This window comes from Kribbella sp. NPDC050281 (genome assembly GCF_040655855.1).
Lineage (GTDB): Bacteria > Actinomycetota > Actinomycetes > Propionibacteriales > Kribbellaceae > Kribbella.
Genome location: NZ_JBFAKS010000045.1, coordinates 64,226 through 86,303 on the forward strand (window position 1 = coordinate 64,226; position 22,078 = coordinate 86,303).

The window sequence follows — 22,078 nt, forward strand, 5'->3', positions numbered from 1 at the left end:
ACAAGCGCAGGACAGCAGTCATCCCGCCAGCGCACGCCGGATGAACCCGGCGACCGCGACGGGCCGGGCGATGAACACGGTGTGCGAACCGGCGATCGTCGCGGTCGTGGCCCGCATCCGCTCGGCCATGAACCGTTGGGCGGCCGGCGCGATCGCGTTGTCGTGGTCGGGGATCAGGGACCAGGACGGTGTGGTGTTCCAGCCGGCCGCGGTCGCGCTCTCGGTGAGGGCCGCCAGGGTCAGCGGTCGCTGGGTGGCGAACATCGCCGCCGCGACGTCGACCGGGGCGTCGGCGCAGAACGTCTCCCGGAACTGGGCCTCGGTGATGTACAGATCCGGACCGCCCGGGCCACCCGGAGCGTCATACGGCGTTGGGGCTGACGTCTTGGCCAGCAGGGACGGTGGGAACGCCTCGTGGACACTCGCGCAGCTCTCGCCCACGTTGATCCCGAATCCGGCGAGGTAGACCAAGCCGACCACGTTGTCGAGCTCGGCCGAGGCCTGCGTGATCACTGCGCCGCCGTACGAATGGCCGGCGAGCAGGACCGGGCCGTCGATCGCCTCGACCATCGTGGTGAGGCCGGCCGCGTCGGATGCGAGACTGCGGAGCGGGTTGGGTGGGGCGATCACGGTAATGCCCGCGGTCTGGAGTTCGCGGATCACGCCGGCGAAGCCGGACGCGTCCGCGAACGCGCCGTGCACGAGAACGACCGTGGGGCCCATGTCTGTCAGCTTCCGATCTCGGCGATCTGGGCTCTGGCCGCGGCGACCAGCTCTTCGTTGGTGTTGGCCTGGCCCGCGAGGCCCCAGCCGCCGTCCGGTGCCTCGGTGAGCAAGACCCAGGTGCGGTCGGCCAGGGTCGGATCGCCGGCCGCCTCGGCCACGATGCTGGTGAGCTCGGCGACGACCGCGAGCTGCTTCTGGCGGTCGAGCGCACCGTGGTTCGTGAGCACCTGGACGCGGACGTAGGTGTTCTCACCGTCGACGTTCGCAAGGTCGGCTGTGTCGAGTTCATGCACGAAGGCCGCGGTGTTCTGCCGGAACATCGGGATGTCCGGCACCTCCTCGATCCTCATCAGCGTCGTCGCGAGGTCGACCGCGAGCTGATGCTTGTCGCCGAACGTGCCGGCTACCGCATAGACGTCGATCATCGGCATGGCAGTGCTCCTTCAGGTCGCTGATGTGCCAGAGCCAAGCACCCGGCGGCCGGGACGATCCATCACCTGAACAGGTGATGGGAATCGGCCGATGCGCACCATCTACTGATCGTGATGAGTACCGTGACTTCCGGGCCGGCGTCGTTGGTGCGCGTCTTCGGCCGGCCGATGGACCCTGCGTCCTATGTACTGCGTGACTTCTTGAGCCGCAGCGTCGCGCAGTACACGTGGACCGAACTGGCCACCGACCACGACTGTCTCCGAGCGCTGGGCGTTCCACTCGACGGAGTCGAGTTGCCGGTCGTCCAACTGCCCGGTGGGGAACAACTGGAGGCGCCGGATCCGGAGACACTTGCCAAGCACCTCGGCTGGATCGTTCGGCCTTCGACCGACGTGTACGACCTGTCGATCTACGGTGCTGGTCCCGCTGGGCTGTCCGCTGCCGTCTATGCCGCGTCGGAGGGGCTTCGCGTGGCGGTGATCGAAAGGAACGCCGTCGGCGGGCAGGCGGGCTCGAGCAGCCTCATCGAGAACTACCTCGGGTTCCCGACCGGAATCTCGGGTGCCGAGTTGGCTGAGCGAGCCCGGCAGCAGGCGGTACGGTTCGGCGCCGAGCTGCTCCAGATGCGGGCCGGACTCGAGGGAGCCTTCACTGACGGACTCCTTCGGGTGAACCTCTCCGACGGCTCGGTCATGGCGTCGCGGTCCAACATCTGCGCGACGGGTGTGCGTTGGCGTCGGCTCGGCCTGGATGACGAGGAGAAGTTCTTCGGCGCGGGGCTGTACTACGGCTCGGGGATCGGCGAGGCGCCGCAGTGCGCAGGCCAGCAGGTCGTGGTCGTCGGTGGAGCGAACTCCGCGGGCCAGACCACCATGAATCTGTCGCAGTACGCCGAGAAGGTCACGCTGCTCGTGCGAGGCACGGAGCTGTCCAGGAACATGTCGGCGTACCTGGTCGATCGGATAGCGGCCCAGCCCAACGTGGAGGTCAGGACCGGAACAACGATCAGGCGTCTGGTGGGCGACCGGGAGATCCTGGCGATCGAGCTACAGACAGGGGACCGGACCACGGTCGAAGTCCCGGCCACGAGGGTCTTCGTGTGCATCGGCGGCGAGGCCAACACCGAGTGGGCGGAGAACTCCGATCTGATTCTCGACGAGCACGGTCTCTTCCTGACCGGAAATGATCTCTCGCCAGCGATGCTCGAGGGCACCTGGTGGTTGGATCGGCGGCCGTTCGACCTCGAGACGAACGTGCCCGGCTTCTTCGCCATCGGCGACGTCCGCAAGGGCTCAATCAAGCGCGTCGCATCCGCGGTGGGCGAAGGTGCGCTGGCGGTCAGCTACGTCCACCGCTTTCTTGCCGAGACCGACTCAGCGACCTACTGAGCCTGCCCGAGCCGCCGATGAAGGAGCATCACACGTTCACGTGATGTGGCCGCATCGCCGGAGGCGGGAGAGTCGCGCAGTACGAGGCGTGGTGATTTCAGGAAAGGCAAGCAGATGAGTGTTCCAGACGCCGTATCGATCCCGACCTACTTTCGGGTCTGCGACGGAGTACGCGTGCGCTACGCAGATACCAGGGCAGAGTCCGGCACAACCGTGCTGATGCTCGCGCCATGGCCGGAAAGTCTCTTGGCCTTTCGCCGGATCTGGGGCAAGGTAACCCCGCTGGGAAGGGTTGTCGCCATCGACATGCCGGGCTTCGGTCATTCCGACCAGCACCGCCCGGAGCTCATCGCTCCCGACGCCATGGGAGGGTTTCTGGCGCGGCTGATCGACGAGTGGGGGCTCGGCGCACCCCACCTGGTCGGTCCCGACGTCGGGGCCGCGGCAGCGCTCTTCCTCGCGGCCACAGCCCCGGACCGTGTCACGAGCCTGACCGTCGGCGGCGGAGCCGTCCGGTACCCGATCGATGCCGGCGGGGCCCTCAAGGACGTCATCGAGGCGCCCGACCTGGACGTCGTACGCGCGTTGGACGCAAGGACCAACATCGGCTACGCGGTCCAGGCGGGTGCAGGTTCCGACAGCGAGCCGGAGGTCCACGAGGACTACGTCAGCGCTTACGACCTCGGGCGGTTCGCCGAGTCGGCCCGGTTCGTGCGGCACTACCCCGAGCAGAACCCGGTACTGCGTGATCTCCTGCCGACCATCACCACGCCGGTCCAGATCCTCGCCGGAAAGGGCGACGACCTCGTGCCCTGGTCGAACAACCAGTTCCTGGCCGACAACCTGCCGCACAACGAGGCCCATCGCCTCGATGCCGGCCACTTCGCCTGGGAAGAAGCGTCCGATGAGTACGCACGGCTGCTCGTGAACTGGATCGGCGGCGGCTTCCAGCGCGTTGGAGCCTAGGACCCGCAGGCCCAGCGTGGAGCGGTTTCCCGAACGACGCCGGGTTCGCGCTGCGCAGACTGACTCGCGAGTCCATCACCGCCCTCGCGGTGGTCGCCGTGGCTTGCGTCGTCGGAAGGGAATGAGTCGTTCTCGCGTTGCCGTCTGGCGCAAGGGCGGGCGCAACGTCTTGACCTCGGGTGCGTGTCGCCGGAGCGTGGCGATGAAAGCGCTCCACCGCCTACTCGCCCCGAGGAGCTCATCATGCGTTTGAGCGAATCACCACGTAGCATCTGGGCGCGCCGGACCACTCACGCAGCGATCGCAGGCGCACTCGTCCTTGTACTCGTCGCTACGCCGTCCGCCGATGCCGGGAGGACCGCCTTTGCGGCCGACCCGGGCCTGACGTCGTACCCGACCGATGCGTTCGTCCGTCCGCTGATCAGCAACACCGGGCAGGCCTATCTGGACCCGAAACTGCCGGTGCGGTCCCGGGTCCAGGATCTGCTGAGCCGGATGACTCTGGAGGAGAAGGTCGGCCAGATGACGCAGGCCGAGCGCGGCGCCGTCTCGGACGACCCGTCACTTGTCACCGCCTGGCGGCTGGGTTCGGTGCTGTCCGGTGGCGGCTCGGTGCCGACGCCGAACACCCCGCAGGCATGGGCCGACATGGTCGACCGATTCCAGGCCGCCGCGTTGCGGACCCGATTGCAGATCCCGCTCGTGTACGGCGTCGACTCGGTACACGGTCACGGAAACTTGCTGGGGGCAACGGTCTTCCCGCACAACATCGGCCTGGGTTCGACCCGCGATCCGCGACTGGTCGAGCGGATCGCGCATGTCGTCGCCGAGGAGACCCGCGCGACCGGTCCGCAATGGGCCTTCGCACCCTGCGTGTGCGTCGCGCGGGACACGCGCTGGGGGAGGACCTACGAGAGCTTCGCCGAGGATCCGGAACTGGTCAATCGGTACGCGTCGGCCATCGAAGGCTTCCAGGGCACCCGGTTGACGGACGTCGACCGAGTACTGGCGACGGCCAAGCACTACGCCGGTGACGGCGACACCGAGTTCGACACCGCGGCCGGCGACTACACCATCGACCAAGGCGTGACCATCACGAACCGGCGCGACTTCGCGCGGATCGACCTCGCGCCGTACCAGGCCGCCGTACGACGACACGACACCGGCACCGTGATGCCGTCGTTCTCCAGCGTCGACTGGACCGAGGACGGCATCGGGAATCCGATCAAGATGCACGCGAATCGAGAACTCATCACCGACGAACTCAAGGGCAAACTCGGGTTCGACGGCTTCGTCATCTCCGACTGGGAGGGGATCCACCAGATCCCTGGCGACTGGCCGACGCAGGTCCGGACCGGGGTGAACGCCGGCACCGACATGTTCATGGAGCCGTTCTCGGCGTTGCAGTTCGAGACCACCCTGCTCGACGAGGTCCGGGCCGGCCGGGTGTCGCAGGCGCGCGTCGACGACGCCGTACGACGGATCCTGGCGAAGAAGTTCGAGTTGGGCCTCTTCGAGAAGCCGTACACCGACCGCACGCACCTCGCCGAGGTGGGGTCCGCGGAGCACCGGAAGCTCGCGCGAGAGGCCGTCGCGAAATCGCAGGTGCTGCTGAAGAACTCCGGCGGTCTGTTGCCGTTGAGGAAGGACGCCAAGGTGTACGTCGCCGGCCGCAACGCTGACGACATGGGCAACCAGGCGGGCGGCTGGACACTCAGCTGGCAAGGCGCATCGGGCCAGCACCGGCTGCCGGGCAACACGGTCCTCGACGGCATCCGGCAGGTCGCTCCGGGTGCGCAGGTGACGTACAGCAAGGACGGCTCGGCCCCGACCGCGGGCAGTGATGTGGCGGTCGTGGTTGTCGGCGAAACGCCTTATGCGGAAGGTTTCGGCGACGTCGGTGGTCCTGAGTGGGCGTTCGACCCGGAGGACGGTGGAGTACCGCGCGAAGCAAAGAGCCTCGACCTGCAGGCGGTGGACCAGGCTGTCATCGAGAAGGTGTGTGGTGCGATCGCGAAGTGCGTGGTGCTGGTCGTGTCTGGCCGTCCGCAGGTGATCCCGCCGGCGCAGCTCAGCACGATCGATGCACTGGTGGCGTCCTGGCTTCCGGGTTCACAGGGAGAGGGCGTGGCCGACGTACTGTTCGGCCAGCGCCCGTTCACCGGCAAGTTGTCCCACACCTGGCCGCGCAGCGCCGACCAGGAGCCGATCAACATCGGCGACCGCGGCTACGACCCCCTCTACCGCTTCGGCTGGGGGCTCCGAACCACCGTCAGCCGCTAGTTCGACGCGCAGGGATCGAGTCCTGCGAGAGCGATCCGGAGACGGCGACGGCCGCAGTCAGTCGATCTGGACTCGGTCGTCGCCGGCCCGTTCGCGACTTGTGCCTGCTCAGTGGGACCCGTCGCGACTTCCTATCTTCGCCGCCATGACCTCGCCGCGACCGCGGTCAATCTGAGCGATTGGTAGTGTCTGCGCGGATCGGCGGGCTGCGTTCGCCTGCTCGCAGGACGCTCGGATCGGACATTGCCGGGGTGGTCGACGACGTCGGGGAAGGTGTGACCCGGTTCCGGCCTGGAGACGAGGTGTACGGCGACAACCTCGTGCTGAAGGGTGGCTTCGCGGAGTACGCGCTCGCGCCAGAGTCCGCGATCGCGCTGCAGGGCATGGATCGGGCCGCGGCGGGTCGCCGGGTGCTGATGAACGGCGCCGGCGGAGGGTCGGTATCCTCCGCGATTCAGGTCGCCAAGCGGCTCGGTGCTTCCGTCGCCGGTGCCGACAACGTCGCAAAGCTGGACTTCATGCGGTCGGTCGGTGCGGACAATGTCATCGACTATCGCTTGGACGACTTCACCCGGACCACCCGCCGTACGACCTGATCCTGGACCTGGTGGCGCACCGGTCGGTGTTCGCCTATCGGCGCGCGCTGGCACCCGGCGGCACGTATCGGTGCGTGGATGAGATCGCTGGCCTACGCAACGTGGAACTTGTCGGCAGCTGCGAACGCATTGAAGACCCCGAAGCTCCCGTCTGGAGCTCCGCTTACCTCGAAGCCGTAGCCTCCGGTGGTGAGGTCAGACGGCCTGATTGGGGCGAGCTGACGCGGTCGTCACCGTGTCGGTGGGCGGAGAGTGATCGGCTCCTGCTGCGAGAAGGTCAGTTCGGTGATGTGGCCGTCGTACCGGATGCGGTGCGTGGTGGATCTGGCCGGGTGGATCGTGGCGTGGTCGAGGCGGCCGTTCGTCCAGGTGATGTCGACGGTGAAGCCGCCTCGGGCGCGGAGTCCTCGGATGGATCCGTTGGGCCAGGTCGTGGGGAGAGCGGGGAGCAGCTCGAGCTCGTCGGCGTTCGACTGGACGAGCATCTCGGCGATGGCCGCGGTGCCGCCGGCGTTGCCGTCGAAGGAGTAGATGTTCTGCGCGGCGCCGGCGACACCACCGACGGAGTAGCTCATCAGGTTCGCCTCGCTGGCGTCGGTGACGAGGCTGGTCAGGTGTGTGAGTGCCTTGTCTCCGTGTAGCAGGCGGGCGTGGAAGAGGGCGAAGTTGGCCTCGACCCACTCGGTCTGTTCCCAGCCGCGCGCGTTTTGGCGTCGTTCGATGGTGACCTCGGCGGCGCGGGCGAGTTCGGGAGTGGTGCGCGGTGTGATCTGCCGCTCGGGATAGAGCGCACACAGGTGAGACGTGTGGCGGTGGGCCGGATCGGCTTCCTCGAAGTCGTGGAGCCATTCCTGCAGCTGGCCGTGCCGGCCGATCTGGAACGGTGTCAGGCGTGCGCGCGCTGCCGCGATCCGCTCACGCAGGTCCGCGTCGACCTCGAGCACCTCAGCCGCGGCCGCACAATCCCGGAGGATCGCCTCTGCGAAGACGCGGTCGACGGTGTTGCCCATGGCAACCGAGCAGCGGGATCCGTCAGGTCCGACGTACCAGTTCTCGGGCGACTCGGAGGGACCTGCCACAAGGAGGCCCTGGTCTTCGGTGAGGTAGGAGAGCAGGAAGAGCGCGGCGCCGCGCAGGACGGGGTAGGCGACGTTGCGCAGGAACTCGTCGTCGCCGCCGTACTCGCAGTGTTCCCAGAGGTGGGTGGCGAGCCAGGCGCCGCCGGTGACGTTGAGGCCCCAGCCCAGGTCGGTGCCCGGGGCCGAGTAGCCCCAGGCGTTCGTCACGGTGTGTGCGACCCAGCCGGGCGCGTCGTACATCTGGGTTGCGGTGGTCTGGCCGGTCTCGGCGAGTAGGTGGAGGAGCCGGAACAGGGGAGTGTGGCACTCGGCCAGGTTGGTGGGCTCGGCGGCCCAGTAGTTCTGCTGGGTGTTCATGTCGAGGTGGAAGTCGTTGCTCCACGACGCGCTACTGGCCAGACCGTCGTTCCAGAGTCCTTGCAGGGCAAGTGGCAGCGGCGAGTCGGCGCGGGATCCGGCGACGGTGAGGTAGCGCCCGTACTGGAAGTACAAGGCGAGAAGACTGTCGTCGCGCTCGCCGCAGGCCAGGCGGTCGCGTCGCTGGTCGGTCGGCAGGCTGGCGACGTCGGTATCCGCGGCGAGGTCGAGCGAGACGCGCCGCATGAGGCCGGCGTGATCGTCGACGTGCGCGGCGCGGATGGCGTCGTACCCGGTCGCGACGGCCGCCGCAGTCAGCCCCCCGACCTGGCGGACCGGATCCGCGCCGCCCCAATCGGTGCCGACGGCAATGATCAGTACGGCGGAGTCCGCGCCGGAGACTTCGAACGAGTCGTCGGCCGATCGGACGGTTCCGCCGCCGGTCGCGACGTGGACGCGGATCTCGACCGCCGCGCCCGCAGTACCGTCGCTGTGTATTGTCTCGACGGCCCGACCGCTGAAGGCGACCCCGGTGTCGGTACAGGTTGTGCGCCCAGGAAAGACCGAGCCGTCGAGCCCCAGTGTGAAGCTGACCGCCGCCGCCCTGTCGGCAGTGATACGTACGGCGATCACGCCGTGCGGATGGGATGCAATGACCTCCCGCCTGAAGCGCACGCCGGCCGTGTCGTAGCTGACGGACGTCAGGCCCTGGTCGAGATCGAGAGCTCGCCGGTAGCTCGTGGCTGGTGCGGGATCGGCGAACATCAGGCGGACGTGGGGAAGCGGCAGGTTCGTACCGAACGACGCCCGTGTGCCGAGTAGATGCTCGCCCGCGAGCCGCTGCGCCTGGGCGTACTGCCCCGCGAGCAGGAGCTTGCGGACTGCCGGCAGCTCCTGCCGGGCGGTCGGGCTGAGATCGATGGCTGACGGCGCCCCGGACCACGCCGTCGACTCGGACAGATCGATCCGCTCCACCCGCGTCCCGCCGTACACCATGCCGCCCAGGCGGCCGTTGCCGATCGGCAGTGCCTCGAACCAGCGCTCGGCCGGCCGGTCGTACCAGAGATGTCCGGCCGGAGTGGCGGCAGGTTGCGGTTCGGTCGCGGGTGAAGCGATCAGCATGGTTCTCCTACTTGTCCTCGGCCAGAAGCGTCCGGCTCTGTTCCTGCATCTTGGCGAAGATGCTCTCATCGGACTTGTTCGTGAAGTACGACTCGAACTGCGGAATCATTGCGGTGGTGAGGGCGGCGCCGTTGTTGTAGACCGGGCACGGCACGAGCTCGCCGCTGGTCAGATAGTTGTTGAAGACCGAGAAATCGACGCCCTTGGCGGTCTGCTGGTCCGACAGCGCCTTCATCGACGTAGCGATCGAGGGGAAGAGGGAGGCGTTGTACGTCGCGGCGGTCGTCTGGCATGCCTCGCTCTCCTGGTACTTGACCCACGTCCAGGTCTCATCCGGGTGTTTGCTGCCGGCCCAGATGTTGTTGCCGTTGGCATTGGTCATGAGGGCCCGCTTGCCGCTCGTACCGGCCGGGAGCGGAGCGGTGCCGATCTTGGTGTTCTTCAGCGCGGCGTAGGTGGCAGCCTCCCAGGTGCCGCCGACGGCCATCGCGACCTTCCCGGAGCCGAGTTGCTGGCTATTGGCCGTGGTGAACTGGTTGAGCTTGGGGGTGAAGCCGTCGTTCGCCAGCGCACGGACGAGTTGGACGGACTTGACCACGTTGGGGTCGTTGTAGTTGAAGACTGTCGCCCACTGCTGCTTGTCCGGGATGTTGATGCCGTCGTTGGGGAGCAACCAGCCCCAGGCGTTCTGACCGAACGGATCGCCGGTGGACTCGATGTTGCCGAGACCGTACGTCTTCACTGTGTCGGCACGGAAACCGGGCTGGTCACCACGCTTGCCGGCGGCATCGACGGTGAGGTGCTTGATCATCTTCCAGAAGCTGCCACCCCCGTCGGACGTCCAGTTGAGGGCCGCGACGTCCTTGTCGGTGTAGCCGGCCTTGGCCAGGACGTCCTTGTTGTAGTACAGCGCACCCGTGGCCCAGTCCATCGGCAGTGCGTACTGCTTACCGTCCTTGTACTTCCAGCCTTCGGTGCCGATGGCGTACTGCCCGAGGTCGAGGCCGTCCTTCTTGATGTAGTCGTCGAGCGCGAGGAGCTGACCCTGACCGGCGTACGACTGCAGGAAGGTCACGCTGTTCATGAAGCCGTCCGGGGCGTCGCCGGAGACGAATCCGGCCGTCAGCTTGGTGAAGTAGTCGCTGACGTTGTAGTTCGTGATCTTGACCTTGATGTCGGGGTTGGCCTTCTCGAACGCCGGGATGCACTGCTGGTAGGCGATCGCCTGGTCCGGTGACCAGGTCCACCAGTTGACCGTGGTTGCCTCGCCGGAATCGCCGGAGCCGCCTGAGGAGCAGCCGGCCAGGGTTGCCAGGACGGCGGCCGCCATCGCGGCGGCCCGGGTGAGTCGTGTTCTTTTCACCGTTTCCCCTTTCAGAAAGGGCAGAGTCGGAACGGGTGGATGGCCGGCCGGCTACCGGAGTCCGGTGAAGCCGATCGAGTCGACGATGCGCCGGCCGAAGAGTATGAAGATGACGAGCATCGGGAACGCGGCGACGAGGGCGGCCGCCATGAGGCCGGCGAAGTCCGGCTGGGTCTGAGGTGACGCCTGCTGAAAGACGCCGAGGGCAACGGTGAGCGGCTTGACGTTCGAGTTGCCGGCCACCATCAACGGCCAGAAGTAGTCGTTCCAGGCGTTGATGAAGGTCAACAGGGACAGCGTGGTGAGCGGACCCTGACTCATCGGGACGGTGATCCGGAAGAGCAACTGCAGGCGGCCGAGTCCGTCGATGAGTGCGGCGTCCTCGATCTCGGTCGGCAGGCCGAGCATGAACTGCCGGAGGAAGAAGATGCCGAAGGCCGAGAACAGCGCTCCCGGCAGGATCAGCCCGGCGAAGGTGTTGGTCAGACCGAGGTCGTGGATCAGTACGAAGTTCGGCAGCAGCGTCATGATGCCGGGAATCATCAAGGCGCTGAGGAAGACGCCGAAGACGATGTCGCGGCCTCGCCAGTGCAGCCTGGCGAAGGCATACGCCGCGAGCAGTGAGCAGAAGACCACCAGCACGGTCAGCGTGGTCGCGTAGATGATCGAGTTCCGCAGGTAGAGCCCGAGTTGGATGGTGGCCCCGGAGCCGCCCTCCGCGACGGCCTGCTCGCGGCTCGCCAGGCCGAGAACGCGCTCGAACGGACCGAAGGTCAGGTCGACCGGGAGCAGGGACGCCGGATGGTCGATCAACGCGTAGTTGTTCGACAGCGCCGTCCTGAGGATCCAGTAGAACGGGAAGGTCGTGACTGCGAGGAACACGATCAGGTAGGCCCAGGCCAGGCCCTTTCCGAGGCCGGGTCTGCGCGGCTTCGATGGCTGGGTCGTCGGCGCCGAGGCGTGCGTCACCCGGGACAGTGTGGTCGTCATGGCTGGGCTCTCAGTTCGTGTCGGACTGGTTGGCGCGCAGCAGCCGCATCTGGACGAAGGTGATCGCGAGCAGGAGGACGAACAGCGCCATCGACATCGTCAGTGCGTAGCCGAAGTCGAACTGGGCGAAGCCCTTGCTGTAGATGTAGAGCGGCAGCACGTTCGAGGCGTTGGCCGGTCCGCCCTTCGTGGTCACGGCGACCAGATCGAAGACCTGGAACGAACTGATCACCGTCAGCACGGCGACCATTGCCAGGATGGGACGGAGCAGCGGCAGGGTGAGATGCGCGAACATGCGCGGCTCGCTGGCGCCGTCGAGCCGGCCGGCCTCGTAGATCTGCGCCGGGATCGTCTGCAGTCCGGCGAAGATGAGGATCGCGTTGTAACCCATCGATTTCCAGACGCCGATGAACGCCAGGGTCGGGATAACCCACCCTTGCGATCCGAGGAAGAGGATGTCGTGCCCGGTGACCGCCTTGACGGCCACGTTGACGATGCCGAGACCTGGGTCGAGCATCCACTGCCAGATCAGGGCGGCGACGACGCCGGACACCAGGAACGGCAGCAGCACGAGTCCGCGGACGACGGTCGAGCGGGTCAGCCGGTGCATGATCACGGCCGTGGCCAGCGAGACGGCCAGTCCGAGAAGGACGGTCAGTACGACGTACTGCACGGTCACGGCGAGCGATTTCCAGAAGACGTCGTCGCCCAGCAGTCGGCGATAATTGTCCAGACCTGTCCACCTCGCGGGCGTCAGGATCCGGAATCTGGTGAAGCTCAGGTAAATGCCGCGCAGGACCGGCACCGCGGCGAACACGATGAATCCCACCATGGCCGGGAGAATGAGGACCGGCGCGAGCCGCCAGTCGGCGTGATGCGCAGGTCCAGTGCTCTTTCGGCGACGTGACGGCGTTCCGGTGGCAAATGTCACCACGGTGGACTCCTTCGCGAAACAAATGCGGCGAGTCGTTACGAGGAATGAGTGCCTGTGAATGCGGTCCGACTCGCCGGAATTAACCTCACGGACATTCAGTCATGCACGCGCCGCCGGTGCAACGACGCATACCGGATGTCAGGTATTCGTCCGGCGAATAGGTCACGAGACAGGGATGGGCAACGTCCCGGCCGGGCGATCCGCGGAGAGCACGAGATCGACGAAGGCCTGGACCGCTCTGCTGAGCGGACGCTCGGAGGACCACCAGACCCCGACATCGCGGTAGAGCTGTGGGCTGTCCACCTGGCGCACCTCAAGTCCGTCCGTGCGCACCATCGCCGCGGCGAGGCTGTTGATCAGGCCGATGCCGTGGCCGGCCCGGACCATCGCCGCCAGTGTGGTCGGCTGATGGGAGACGATGCCCCCGGCCGTCTCGATCCGGCTCGATTGCATCGCCGACCAGGCCTCGTACCCCAGGCTGGGGTCGCCCAGCGGATCGCCGATGGTGATCATCGGGTGCGCCGCCACGTCCGCGAGGCCGATGGAGTCAACGGCGAGGATCGGATGGCCAGGCGGCGCCAGGACCACGAACGGCTCGCGCCAGATGCCGCGGTGGATCCAGGTGTGATCGGTAGGCTCGGGCCGGAGCGGACGGAGTGCGACCGCCGCGCGCCGGTCCGCCAGCCACTCGTCGCTGACCTGGACGTCGCCGTCGAGGACGGCGATCTCGAGCAATGGATTGGCGGTTCGCAGCTGCTTCAGGACGCCGGGGAGGAACTCTGAGCTCCCGCTGGCGAAACTCGCGATCGCCAGCTTCCCAGACAACGATCCAGCCGTCGCACGCAGGTCGGAGACGGTGTCGTCCACCTCGGTCACGATCAGTCGGGCGCGCGGGAGCAGACGCCGACCGTCGTCGGTCAGGGTGAGCGGACGCATCCGGCGTTCGATCAGCACGCAGCCCAGCGAGCGCTCGAGGCTGGCGACGCGTGCGGACACCCGGGGCTGGGACAGATGCAGCCGGGCGGCCGCACGGGCGAACCCGCCGGAGTCGACTACCTCGATCCAGGTGCGGAGCCAGGCCAGCTCGACATCCATGATCCGGCTCCTTCCCGAGCGGCCAGAGTGTTTGGGACGCTACCAGCCGTACCCGGAGGTGATCGGGAGATCGGTATTCGTCGTACGAAACTTCTCCATTCGTAGATCGGCATTGTGGTGGACCAGACCGCCATGCCTGAATGGCCGTGAATGTCACTGCCGAATCACCGTGCGGACAAAGGGGTGTCGAGTGGATTTCGAGTTACCGGACGACGCGCTGGGGCTGCTGTCGCCCGCGCAGACCGACCTGACCCCGGGGGAGGAGGGCAATGTCATCGTCTCCGTGGAGACGTACGCGCTCGCCGTACCGCTGGTGCAATCGTTGGCCGACTCGACCGCCGCGCTGAAGTCCTGGGTTGTCCCGGTCGTCGAGATCCGCACCGCGGACGGGCGGATCGGGACTGGAATCTCCGGTGTCCACACCGGGCCGGAGTTGCTCTGCCAGGTGATCGATCGGTTTTACGCTCCCGCGCTCCTCGGCGCTTCGTCGGAGGACATCGTCGGCACCTGGAAACGGCTGTACTGGTTGCCGACGCACTGGATCGGCCGCGCGGGAGTCGTGCACATGGCTCTGTCAATGGTCGACATCGCATTGTGGGATCTCGCCGCTCAGCGCGCCGGGGTGCCACTGTGGCGGTTGCTCGGTGGCTCAGCGGATCCGATCGAGACGTACAACACCGACGGCGGCTGGCTGAACCTGAGCGTCGCCGAAGTCGTCCGCGATCTCGGCTCGCTGGTCGACCGCGGCTGGCGGCGGGTGAAGATCAAGGTCGGCAAGGCGGACTGGCGCGAGGACGCCTCCCGGGTGCGCGCGGTACGGAAGGCCGTCGGGTCCGACATCACGTTGATGGCCGACGCCAACCAGCGCTGGGATCTCGCGACTGCGCACCGCATCCTGCCGGTCCTGGCCGAGGCCGAGCTGGACTGGATCGAGGAGCCGGTGCATGCCGACGATGTCGGCGCGCACCGGAAGCTGCAGGCGGTGGGAACGGTCGACGTCGCGGCTGGGGAGAGCTTGTACTCGTACCATGCGTTCGCCGGTCTGATGGCCGCGGAGGCCATCCGCGTGGTGCAGCCGGATGTGACCCGGCTCGGTGGTGTGACGGAGTGGCTGCAGGTCGCGCACCAGGCGGCGGGGCACGGTCTGCGGCTGGTCCCGCATGCCGGGGACATGATGCAGGTGCATCAGCATCTCGCCGGCGTCGTACTGACCGAGGTGCCGGCGTTGCTGGAGTTCATCCCGTGGACCCAGGAGGTCTTCGAGTGTCGCAGCGTCGTCAACGAAGGGTTCGCCGAGCGACCACAGGAGCCGGGAGCGTCCACGACGGTCGCCAAGGAGGCCCGGGAGAAGTGGCAGCTGAAGGGTGTCGGCGGGCGGACGTCGAATGACTGACGTCCGTGTCGGTCGCACCGACCTGTTCGTGCCACGGATCGGGTTGGGGACCGCTGCCCTGGGCAACTTTCAGCAGGCGATCAGCGATGCCGACGCCGTGGCCGTGGTGGATCGCGCGATCGCACGCGCCGTTCGGTACCTTGACACCGCCCCGCTGTACGGACACGGACTCGCCGAATCCCGAGTCGGCCAGGCGGTGGCGAAGGTTTCGCGGGACGGGTTGATCATCTCGACGAAGGTGGGTCGGTTGCTGCGCGAGGACGCTCCGCGTGACGAGACGCAGTACTACGACGGAGTCCCGTTCTACCGGGACGTGCCGGCGGTCGGGCCGGTGTGGGACTTCAGCTACGACGGGATCCGCCGGTCGGTGGAGGAAAGCCTGAAACGGACCGGGCTCGACCGGTTCGACGTTCTTCTCTTGCACGACCCGGACCAGCACCTGGAGGCAGCCGCCTCCACCGGGTACGCCGCTCTCCGCGATCTCCGGGCCGAAGGCCTGGTCCAGGCGATTGGCGCCGGCATGAACAACTCGGCTCCACTGGCCGAGCTCGTTCGCTCGTGTGACTTGGATGTCGTTCTGCTCGCGGGCCGTTACACACTGCTCGATCAGTCCTCGCTGTCCGACCTGCTGCCTGCCTGCGAACGCAGGGGAGTGTCGGTCGTGATCGGCGGTGTCTTCAACAGCGGGGTCCTGGTCGACCCGGCTCCGGGCGCGTCGTTCGACTACATCCCGGCTGGCGACGCGGTCGTCGCCAAGGCTGCGGCGATCCGGGACGTTTGCCGGCCGTACGACGTACCTCTGGCTGCGGCGGCGCTGCGATTCCCGCTGGCCCACCCACGAGTGTGCACGGTGCTGGTCGGACCGCGCACCGTCGACGAGTTCGAGATGGATCTGGCTTTGTTCGACGCTGACATCCCAGCGGAGCTGTGGGCTGATCTTCGCCGTGCGGGCCTGCTCGATCCCGACGTACCGACGCCGGAGTGAGAGATGCGAATCGACGCCCATCAGCACTTCTGGGACCCGGCGCACTACGACTATCCGTGGATGGCGGGTGAGGCCATGGATCCGGTACGGCGAGCGTTCACGCCGGCCGATCTCCGCGGCGTAATCCACAAAGAGGACATCGACGCCACCATCCTTGTCCAGACTCTGTCCAGCCTCGCCGAGACGCGGGAGTTCCTTCAGTTGGCGGCCGCTACGGACTTCGTCGCCGGCGTTGTCGGCTGGGTCGATCTGAGGTCGCCGGCTGTGGGCGACGACCTGGATGAGTTGCTCGACGGGCCGGGCGGAAACCGCTTGGTCGGTGTCCGGCATCAGGTGCATGACGAGCCCGATCCCGAGTGGCTGCGGCGGGACGATGTACGACGTGGCCTCGCTGCTGTGCAGAGCCGTGGACTCGCGTATGACCTGCTCGTCCGCGCCCGCGAACTCCCGGCCGCAGTCGACGTCGTTCGGGCGTTTCCAGAGCTGCAGTTCGTCCTCGATCACATCGCGAAACCAAGCATCGCGGCTGGGTCCGATCTCGCCTGGACGGAGTGGATGCCTGGTCTCGCCACGGCACCGAACGTCGCCGTGAAGGTGTCGGGCATGGTCACCGAGGCGGACTGGAGTAGCTGGACCGTGGCCGACCTGCGCCCCTTCGTCGAGAGCGTCGTACGTTGGTTCGGACCGGACCGCCTGCTGTTCGGCTCGGACTGGCCGGTGTGCCTATTGGCCGGCTCGTACGGCGATATCGTCACCGCGCTCGACAAGGCGCTCCCGAAGCTGAGCCCGTCCGAGCGGGATCTCTTGTACGGCGGCAACGCGGAGCGGGTTTACCGCCTCTCACGCGCGGCCGGCTGACAAGAGGCGCAGGTCGCGGCCGCGCTGGACGGCCGAGGAGCGGTCGGTGGCGCCGAGCTTGGTGTAGATGCGGCGGATGTGGGTGTTGACCGTGTTCAGCGAGACCGACAGCTCGGCGGCGATCTCGGGCCGGGTGAGATTGGTCGGCAGGAAGCGCAGCACACGGAGCTCGCTGGGGCTGAGGGCGTCGAGCGGCTCGGAAGCTGTGGCGTTGGTGTGGCCGCGGACGGCGTCGAGAATGTCGGCGACAAGCGCGGCGTGCGACGTGCTGTGGAGCGGCCAGGAGGTGAGTAGTTCCCACGCGCCGGTCATTGCGAACGGGAGGATCAGCCCCTCCGGCTCGGCCAGGTGCAGCGCGCGTTCCACGGCTGCGCGCGCGGCTCGGTCGTCGCCGAGGTCCTTGCAGGCCAGCGCTTCCAGCAGGTACGCCTCGATGAGGGTGATGGTGGGAACCTTGTCGTCGAGGAGCGGCTTCAGCGCGCTACGGGCCGCGGCCGGATCGCCCTCGGCCAGGTGGATCACGGCGGTCGCAGTACCGATCTCGTGCGTTGTCGCTAGTTCATCATCGACGGCGGCAAGTGCGGCGAGGGCCCGGTCGGGGTCCCTGAGGCGGGCCTGTGTGGCGATCGTCCAGCCGGCGACCCGGGAGGTCCAGCCGTGCCGGCCGGCCATCCGCACCTGTCCAGCGGCGGTGAGCTCGGTGAGCGCCTCGCGATGGCGGCCGCGGGCTGCCGGCAGGATCGCGGCGATCAGGTGGATCAGGTAGCGGATGCCTGGCTCTCCGCCTGCCTGGGTGGCGCGGTTGGCGCGCTCCAGCCATTCGCCGGCGCGGTCGAATTCGCCTGTCCAGGAGAGCATCCAGGCGAGGGTCGCGTACGCCGGTGCGATCACCGCGTCGCCCTCCCAGCCGTGCCGCGTCGCCGCCGTGATCGCGTCCTCGCACTGCTGCCGTGCGAGCGAGAACGAATGGTGGCTGATGGCGAACCCGAGGTGGGCGCGGCAGGCCACCTCCAGGTAAGGCCGGTCGATGTCACGAGCCAACGCGGCGCCTTCCTGCAGGTGTTTCTCACTCTCGGGCAGCCGCATCGACCACGCCTCGGTGACGCCGAGGCTCAGCAACGCGATGGCCTGTAGATCGTTGCTGAGAGCAACGTCGGCGGTGGACTGGGCGGCCGGCTGCGAGAGTGCGTCCACCTGCTCGAAGACGCTGTCGAAGTGACCGCGCAGGCGTGCCGACAACAGATCGAGAGACGCGATGGCGGTCCGCAAGCGGTGTTGCCGATCGGACGAGGTCGTCGCGGCGTACGCCCTGACCACGTCGAGATGCGCGTCGGCCTGGTCGAGGTGGAGTTGGTCGAGGTCGGCGATGGCGTGTACCAGGGCAAGGCCGGGGGAGTCGTCGCCGGCGCGGGCCGGGAAGGTGTGCAAGAGCGCTGCCACGGTGCCGGCCTGGCCGTCCAGGGTGAGGCTCAGGGCGTGGTCAGTGAGCAGCCGGGCAGCCTCGGTCCAATCACCGGCGGCTTGGAAATGGCGGATGGCGTCGGCAGTGCCCGCGTGGTCGGCGAACCACCGCGCGGCGATCCGGTGCAGGTCGGGGACGTCCCCCGGCAGGGTACGGCGCAGTTCCAGCCGGAGCAGACCGCTGAACAGGTGGTGGTAGCGGAACCAGGTGCGAACGGGATCAAGTGAGACGACGAACGCGTTGGCGTCCTCGAGGTCCAGCAGGATCCGCTCCGACCCGGTGGCACCGGTGAGCAGGTCGGCCAGTTCACCGTTGACCCGGTCGAGCAGGGAGGTACGCAGCAGCAGGCGTAGCACCTCTGGTGGCTGCCGGTCCAGCATCTCGGTCATCAAGTACTCGGCGACGGTGCGGTCGCTGCCGGAGAACTCGGCCACGAACCGTTCCGGCTGCGGGTGCCCAGCCAGCGACAGGACGGCCAGTCGCAGCCCGGCCGCCCAACCTTCGGTCCGCTGGTACAACGTGGTCACCGCCTGGTCGGGCAGGGTGATCCCGGCGGTCGTGAGCAGCTTGCGGGTCTCGTCCACGGTGAAGCGCAACTCGGTGGCGCGGATCTCGGCGAGTTCTCCTGCCAGCCGGAGCTGATGCAGGCGCAGTGGGAGGTCCCGGCGGGTCGCCACGACCGCGTGGACAGCTGTTGGGAGGTTCGTCAACACCGCCGCGAGCTGCTCGGCGGCCTCGGCCGAGGTCAGCTCGTGCAGGTCGTCGATGATCAGGACGACGGGCCCGCCGTACGCTGTGAGCTCGGACAGCACCTTGTCGACCATCGCCTGGCCGTCGAACCCAGGCGCCGGGGGCGGGGACTCAGTGCCACGGATCGCGCCTAGCAGGGAGAGCCAGAACAGCTGGGCATCGTGCTGGCCGGGCTTGACTGACACGAAGACGATCCGGCGGTCGTGGTGGCGTCGATCCGCCCAGTCGCGCAGTAGCGACGTCTTCCCACTGCCGGCCGGCGCCGAGATCACCGTGACGCGCCTCTTCACAGCTTCGTCCAGCGCGGCGATCAGATCGCGACGGTTGATGAGCCCGCGTCGCGTCGCGCCATCTTCTGCAGGCACCTGGTCAGCGTACTCGCGGACATCACTGGAATCAGGTGACGACCTCTCACCGGTTAGGCACGGAACCTGAACTCACCTTGATCACCACGAACGAAACGGAGGGTGAGCATGACTGCGTCGAGTCCACGCGCGAACGACCTGCCGGACTACGCCCCGGTACCCGAGGCGGCCTTCGGCCCGGCCTTGAACGAGCAGGGGTACTTCGTCGGCCGCGTCGAACGCAACCTGTTCTGGGTCACCGACGGCACCTACCAGTCGGCGTTCCTCGCGACGGTCGACGGCGTCGTCTTGTTCGACGCCCCGCCGACCATCGGCCACAACCTGCGCCGGGCCGTGGACGAGGTGGCGGCGACCGAGGGCATCGGCAACACCGTGACCCATTTGGTCTATTCGCATCACCACGCCGACCATGCCGGTGCGGCGAACCTGTTCGGCGACGACATCGTGCGCATCGGGCACGTCGAGAGTCGGCGGCTCCTGTTGCGGGACAACGACGCGACGCGGCCTGCGCCGGAGGTCACCTTCGAGGACAGCTACACGCTCGAGGTCGGCGGCGAGCGGGTCGAGCTGGCTTACCACGGGCCTAACCACTCGCCGGACAACATCTACATCCACTTCCCGGACCACGACACCCTGATGCTGATCGACGTCGTGAACTCGGGCTGGGTCCCCATCTACAACCTGAACCTGAGCGAGGACGTGCCCGGGTACATCGGCGCTCCGGATCGGGCCATGGACTATCCGTGGAGCCACTTCATCGGCGGCCACCTCGGCCGGCTGGGCACTCGCGACGACCTGGTCCTGCACCAGCAGTACATCGCCGACATCGTCGACAGTTCGTACGCCGCGCTCGCCTCGATCGACCCGACCCCCTACTTCATCAAGTACGGCGCGAACGTGTGGGCCGGTGTGGGCGGGTACCTCGACGCCGTCACCGCGGAGGCCGCCGCGCCGGTCATCGCCAAGTACACCGGCGTCCTGGGAGCTGCCGACGTACCCGCCTTCACCACCAGCACGACCTTCAGCATCCTGCAGTCCATTCGCCTCGACCTCGGAACCGGCTCGCAGGTGCACCCATGACCGCGCGGGTGGCCATCGTCGTCGGTGCGGGCGGCGAGCTCGGACGGGTGACGGCGCAGAAGTTGGCTGCCGACGGGTTCACGGTGGTCGGCGTCGATCGCAGCGCAGAAGGGCTGAAGGAGTTGCCCGACGGCATCCGTTCCGAGGTTGGTGACGCAACCGACCCGGCCGTCGCGAAGAGTGTCGTCGATCGGATCGCCGTCGAAGCCGGCCCACCGGAAGTGCTGGTCAATGCGCTCGGCACCTACCACCTGGGTGACGCACTCGACGCGACGCCGGAGGATCTGCGGCTCATGGTCGATGTCAACGCCGGTGCCGCGCTCTGGTTGACCCAGGCGGTCGCGCCGTACATGCGAGACCGGGGTACGGGCGCCGTCGTGCACGTGGCCGCCCGTCCGGGTCTGGAGCCGACGGCGGGGATGCTCGCCTACAGCGTCGGCAAGGCGGCCCTGGTCCACCTCACGCGCGTGCTCGACCTCGAGTTGCGTCCACTCGGGATCCGGGTGAACGCCGTCGCGCCGCAGGTCCTCGACACGGCGAAGAACCGTCCGTATCTCCCGCCGGAGCTGATGGCGCACGCCGTGTCGCCGGAGGCGATCGCCGACATCATCGCGTTTCTCGTGAGTGACGCCGCGGCGCCGATCAGCGGCGCGATCGTGCCGACGTACGGCGCCTGAGATTTCTGGAGGAACTGTCATGCCATCGACAACGAACCGTCGTTCGATCCTGGCCGGGGGAGCGGCGCTCGCGGCTGTCCCTCTGGTCGGGGGAGCGCCGGCAGCAGCCGCTGACCCGTTGCCCGACTACGCCCCGATCCCTCCGTCCGCCTTGGGCCCGGCCGTCAACGCGCAGGGCTACTTCGTGGGGCGCGTCCAGAAGAACCTGTACTGGGTCACCGACGGCACCTACCAGGCTGCCTTCCTGACCACCAAGGACGGGGTGGTGCTGTTCGACGCACCGCCGAGTATCGGGCGAAATCTGCAACGTGCCATCGACCAGATCGCGTCCGACAACGGCGTGCCCAATAGGGTGACCCACATCGTCTACTCACACCACCACGCGGATCACCTCGGCGCCTCGTCGCTGTTCGGCCGCCAGGTGGTCAGGGTCGGCCACGCCGAGGCGAAACGGTTGCTTGCCCGCGACAACGATCCGGCTCGGCCGGTGCCCGATCTGACCTTCGAGACCCGCCGTACGCTGCGCATCGGTGGCGAGCGGATCGATCTGGCGTGGCACGGTACGAACCACACGCCCGACAACATCTACATCCACCTGCCCGACCATGACACGCTCATGCTGGTCGACATCAATCTGCCCGGGTGGGTGCCGTTCGACAGCTTCAACATCAACGAGGACGTCCCCGGCTCGATCGCGGCTCCGGCCAAGGCGCTCAGCTACCCGTGGAAGCACTTCATCGGCGGCCACATGGGCCGGCTCGGCAGCCGCCACGACATGGTCGTGTACCAGCGATACGTCGCCGACCTCATCGACAATGTCAGGAAGGCCCTGGTCGCGATCGACCCGACGCCGTTCTTCGTCAAGTACGGCAACAACACCTGGGCCGCGGTGAAGGCGTACCAGGAAGCACAGGTCGACTATGCGGCCGCACCGGTGATCCAGAAGTACACCGGCGTACTCGCGGCAGCAGACGTCTATACGGCCAGCACCGCGTTCATGATCCTGGAGTCGGTGCGCCTCGACCTCGGCGCCGACTCACAGGTACATCCGTGACGCAAGGAAGTCGACGAAGCGATCGACGGGCCAGTCGCGTGCGGTAGGAGGCAGCGTTTCTCAGCAGAGAGACGTTCGGTCGTCGGCGGTGCGGGCCGTTTTCCCGTTCGCGGTGACCGCGAG

Annotated in this window: 18 protein-coding genes; 10 read left to right on the top strand and 8 right to left on the bottom strand. The window is 67.5% G+C overall.

What is annotated here, in order from left to right:
• Nucleotides 1-18 precede the first annotated feature (18 nt).
• Complete coding sequence (locus AB0I34_RS36395; protein WP_360454386.1) at nt 19-723, bottom strand: alpha/beta hydrolase; 705 nt, start codon at nt 721-723, stop codon at nt 19-21.
• Between the two features lie 5 nt (nt 724-728).
• Entirely contained in the window at nt 729-1,157 is a 429-nt protein-coding gene (locus AB0I34_RS36400; protein ID WP_360454389.1) for a hypothetical protein, read from the bottom strand.
• Between the two features lie 114 nt (nt 1,158-1,271).
• Between AB0I34_RS36400 and AB0I34_RS36405 the strand changes: the two genes are divergently transcribed.
• From AB0I34_RS36405 to AB0I34_RS36420, 4 genes are all read left to right on the top strand, one after another.
• A complete protein-coding gene (locus AB0I34_RS36405) occupies nt 1,272-2,546 on the top strand; it encodes an NAD(P)/FAD-dependent oxidoreductase (RefSeq protein ID WP_360454392.1) in 1,275 nt (424 codons plus the stop codon).
• A 174-nt stretch (nt 2,547-2,720) separates the two neighbouring features.
• Entirely contained in the window at nt 2,721-3,512 is a 792-nt protein-coding gene (locus AB0I34_RS36410; protein WP_360454395.1) for an alpha/beta hydrolase, read from the top strand.
• Between the two features lie 243 nt (nt 3,513-3,755).
• Nucleotides 3,756-5,795 carry a glycoside hydrolase family 3 protein gene (locus AB0I34_RS36415; protein ID WP_360454398.1) on the top strand — a complete coding sequence of 680 codons (2,040 nt, stop codon included), beginning with the start codon at nt 3,756-3,758 and terminating at the stop codon, nt 5,793-5,795.
• Between the two features lie 251 nt (nt 5,796-6,046).
• Nucleotides 6,047-6,391 (top strand): hypothetical protein, encoded by a 345-nt coding sequence (locus tag AB0I34_RS36420; protein WP_360454401.1) that lies wholly within the window; start codon nt 6,047-6,049, stop codon nt 6,389-6,391.
• Between the two features lie 230 nt (nt 6,392-6,621).
• On the opposite strand, the gene AB0I34_RS36425 is transcribed toward AB0I34_RS36420, so the two are convergent.
• The 5 genes from AB0I34_RS36425 to AB0I34_RS36445 form a co-directional block, all read right to left on the bottom strand.
• Nucleotides 6,622-8,949, bottom strand: a complete 2,328-nt coding sequence (locus AB0I34_RS36425; RefSeq protein ID WP_360454404.1) for a glycoside hydrolase family 95 protein — start codon at nt 8,947-8,949, stop codon at nt 6,622-6,624.
• Between the two features lie 7 nt (nt 8,950-8,956).
• Entirely contained in the window at nt 8,957-10,312 is a 1,356-nt protein-coding gene (locus tag AB0I34_RS36430; protein ID WP_360454407.1) for a sugar ABC transporter substrate-binding protein, read from the bottom strand.
• 51 nt (nt 10,313-10,363) lie between these two features.
• Complete coding sequence (locus tag AB0I34_RS36435) at nt 10,364-11,302, bottom strand: carbohydrate ABC transporter permease (protein WP_360454410.1); 939 nt, start codon at nt 11,300-11,302, stop codon at nt 10,364-10,366.
• Between the two features lie 10 nt (nt 11,303-11,312).
• Entirely contained in the window at nt 11,313-12,134 is an 822-nt protein-coding gene (locus tag AB0I34_RS36440) for a sugar ABC transporter permease (protein WP_360454413.1), read from the bottom strand.
• A 264-nt stretch (nt 12,135-12,398) separates the two neighbouring features.
• Nucleotides 12,399-13,331 (bottom strand): LysR family transcriptional regulator, encoded by a 933-nt coding sequence (locus tag AB0I34_RS36445; RefSeq protein ID WP_360454416.1) that lies wholly within the window; start codon nt 13,329-13,331, stop codon nt 12,399-12,401.
• Between the two features lie 190 nt (nt 13,332-13,521).
• Here AB0I34_RS36445 and AB0I34_RS36450 point away from each other — a divergent pair, with 190 nt between their 5' ends.
• The 3 genes from AB0I34_RS36450 to AB0I34_RS36460 are packed head-to-tail and all read left to right on the top strand — an operon-like array spanning nt 13,522 to nt 16,567.
• Nucleotides 13,522-14,724, top strand: coding sequence for a mandelate racemase/muconate lactonizing enzyme family protein (locus AB0I34_RS36450; RefSeq protein WP_360454419.1), 1,203 nt, complete (start codon nt 13,522-13,524; stop codon nt 14,722-14,724).
• Nucleotides 14,717-15,709, top strand: a complete 993-nt coding sequence (locus AB0I34_RS36455; protein WP_360454422.1) for an aldo/keto reductase — start codon at nt 14,717-14,719, stop codon at nt 15,707-15,709. The genes AB0I34_RS36450 and AB0I34_RS36455 overlap by 8 nt, the downstream gene beginning before the upstream one ends.
• 3 nt (nt 15,710-15,712) lie before the next feature.
• On the top strand, nt 15,713-16,567 hold the full coding sequence (locus tag AB0I34_RS36460; RefSeq protein WP_360454425.1) for an amidohydrolase family protein: 855 nt from the start codon (nt 15,713-15,715) through the stop codon (nt 16,565-16,567).
• Here AB0I34_RS36460 and AB0I34_RS36465 read toward each other — a convergent pair.
• Nucleotides 16,550-19,144 (bottom strand): LuxR C-terminal-related transcriptional regulator, encoded by a 2,595-nt coding sequence (locus AB0I34_RS36465; protein ID WP_360454428.1) that lies wholly within the window; start codon nt 19,142-19,144, stop codon nt 16,550-16,552. The two genes, AB0I34_RS36460 and AB0I34_RS36465, sit on opposite strands and share 18 nt — an antisense overlap.
• A gap of 108 nt (nt 19,145-19,252) precedes the next feature.
• Here AB0I34_RS36465 and AB0I34_RS36470 point away from each other — a divergent pair, with 108 nt between their 5' ends.
• The 3 genes from AB0I34_RS36470 to AB0I34_RS36480 are packed head-to-tail and all read left to right on the top strand — an operon-like array spanning nt 19,253 to nt 21,955.
• Complete coding sequence (locus AB0I34_RS36470; RefSeq protein WP_360454431.1) at nt 19,253-20,224, top strand: MBL fold metallo-hydrolase; 972 nt, start codon at nt 19,253-19,255, stop codon at nt 20,222-20,224.
• Nucleotides 20,221-20,901: an SDR family oxidoreductase gene (locus AB0I34_RS36475; protein WP_360454434.1), complete on the top strand. Its 681-nt coding sequence runs from the start codon at nt 20,221-20,223 to the stop codon at nt 20,899-20,901. The genes AB0I34_RS36470 and AB0I34_RS36475 overlap by 4 nt, the downstream gene beginning before the upstream one ends.
• Before the next feature lie 19 nt (nt 20,902-20,920).
• On the top strand, nt 20,921-21,955 hold the full coding sequence (locus AB0I34_RS36480; RefSeq protein WP_360454437.1) for an MBL fold metallo-hydrolase: 1,035 nt from the start codon (nt 20,921-20,923) through the stop codon (nt 21,953-21,955).
• The last annotated feature ends 123 nt before the right edge of the window (nt 21,956-22,078 follow it).

Bases quoted from the DNA above. Each gene is read 5' to 3' on its own strand.
- AB0I34_RS36395 (WP_360454386.1), bottom strand. From the start codon at position 723: ATGGGCCCCACGGTCGTTCTCGTGCACGGCGCGTTCGCGGACGCGTCC.
- AB0I34_RS36400 (WP_360454389.1), bottom strand. From the start codon at position 1,157: ATGCCGATGATCGACGTCTATGCGGTAGCCGGCACGTTCGGCGACAAG.
- AB0I34_RS36405 (WP_360454392.1), top strand. From the start codon at position 1,272: ATGAGTACCGTGACTTCCGGGCCGGCGTCGTTGGTGCGCGTCTTCGGC.
- AB0I34_RS36415 (WP_360454398.1), top strand. From the start codon at position 3,756: ATGCGTTTGAGCGAATCACCACGTAGCATCTGGGCGCGCCGGACCACT.
- AB0I34_RS36425 (WP_360454404.1), bottom strand. From the start codon at position 8,949: ATGCTGATCGCTTCACCCGCGACCGAACCGCAACCTGCCGCCACTCCG.
- AB0I34_RS36435 (WP_360454410.1), bottom strand. From the start codon at position 11,302: ATGACGACCACACTGTCCCGGGTGACGCACGCCTCGGCGCCGACGACC.
- AB0I34_RS36440 (WP_360454413.1), bottom strand. From the start codon at position 12,134: ATGGTGGGATTCATCGTGTTCGCCGCGGTGCCGGTCCTGCGCGGCATT.
- AB0I34_RS36445 (WP_360454416.1), bottom strand. From the start codon at position 13,331: ATGGATGTCGAGCTGGCCTGGCTCCGCACCTGGATCGAGGTAGTCGAC.
- AB0I34_RS36455 (WP_360454422.1), top strand. From the start codon at position 14,717: ATGACTGACGTCCGTGTCGGTCGCACCGACCTGTTCGTGCCACGGATC.
- AB0I34_RS36460 (WP_360454425.1), top strand. From the start codon at position 15,713: ATGCGAATCGACGCCCATCAGCACTTCTGGGACCCGGCGCACTACGAC.
- AB0I34_RS36470 (WP_360454431.1), top strand. From the start codon at position 19,253: ATGACTGCGTCGAGTCCACGCGCGAACGACCTGCCGGACTACGCCCCG.
- AB0I34_RS36475 (WP_360454434.1), top strand. From the start codon at position 20,221: ATGACCGCGCGGGTGGCCATCGTCGTCGGTGCGGGCGGCGAGCTCGGA.
- AB0I34_RS36480 (WP_360454437.1), top strand. From the start codon at position 20,921: ATGCCATCGACAACGAACCGTCGTTCGATCCTGGCCGGGGGAGCGGCG.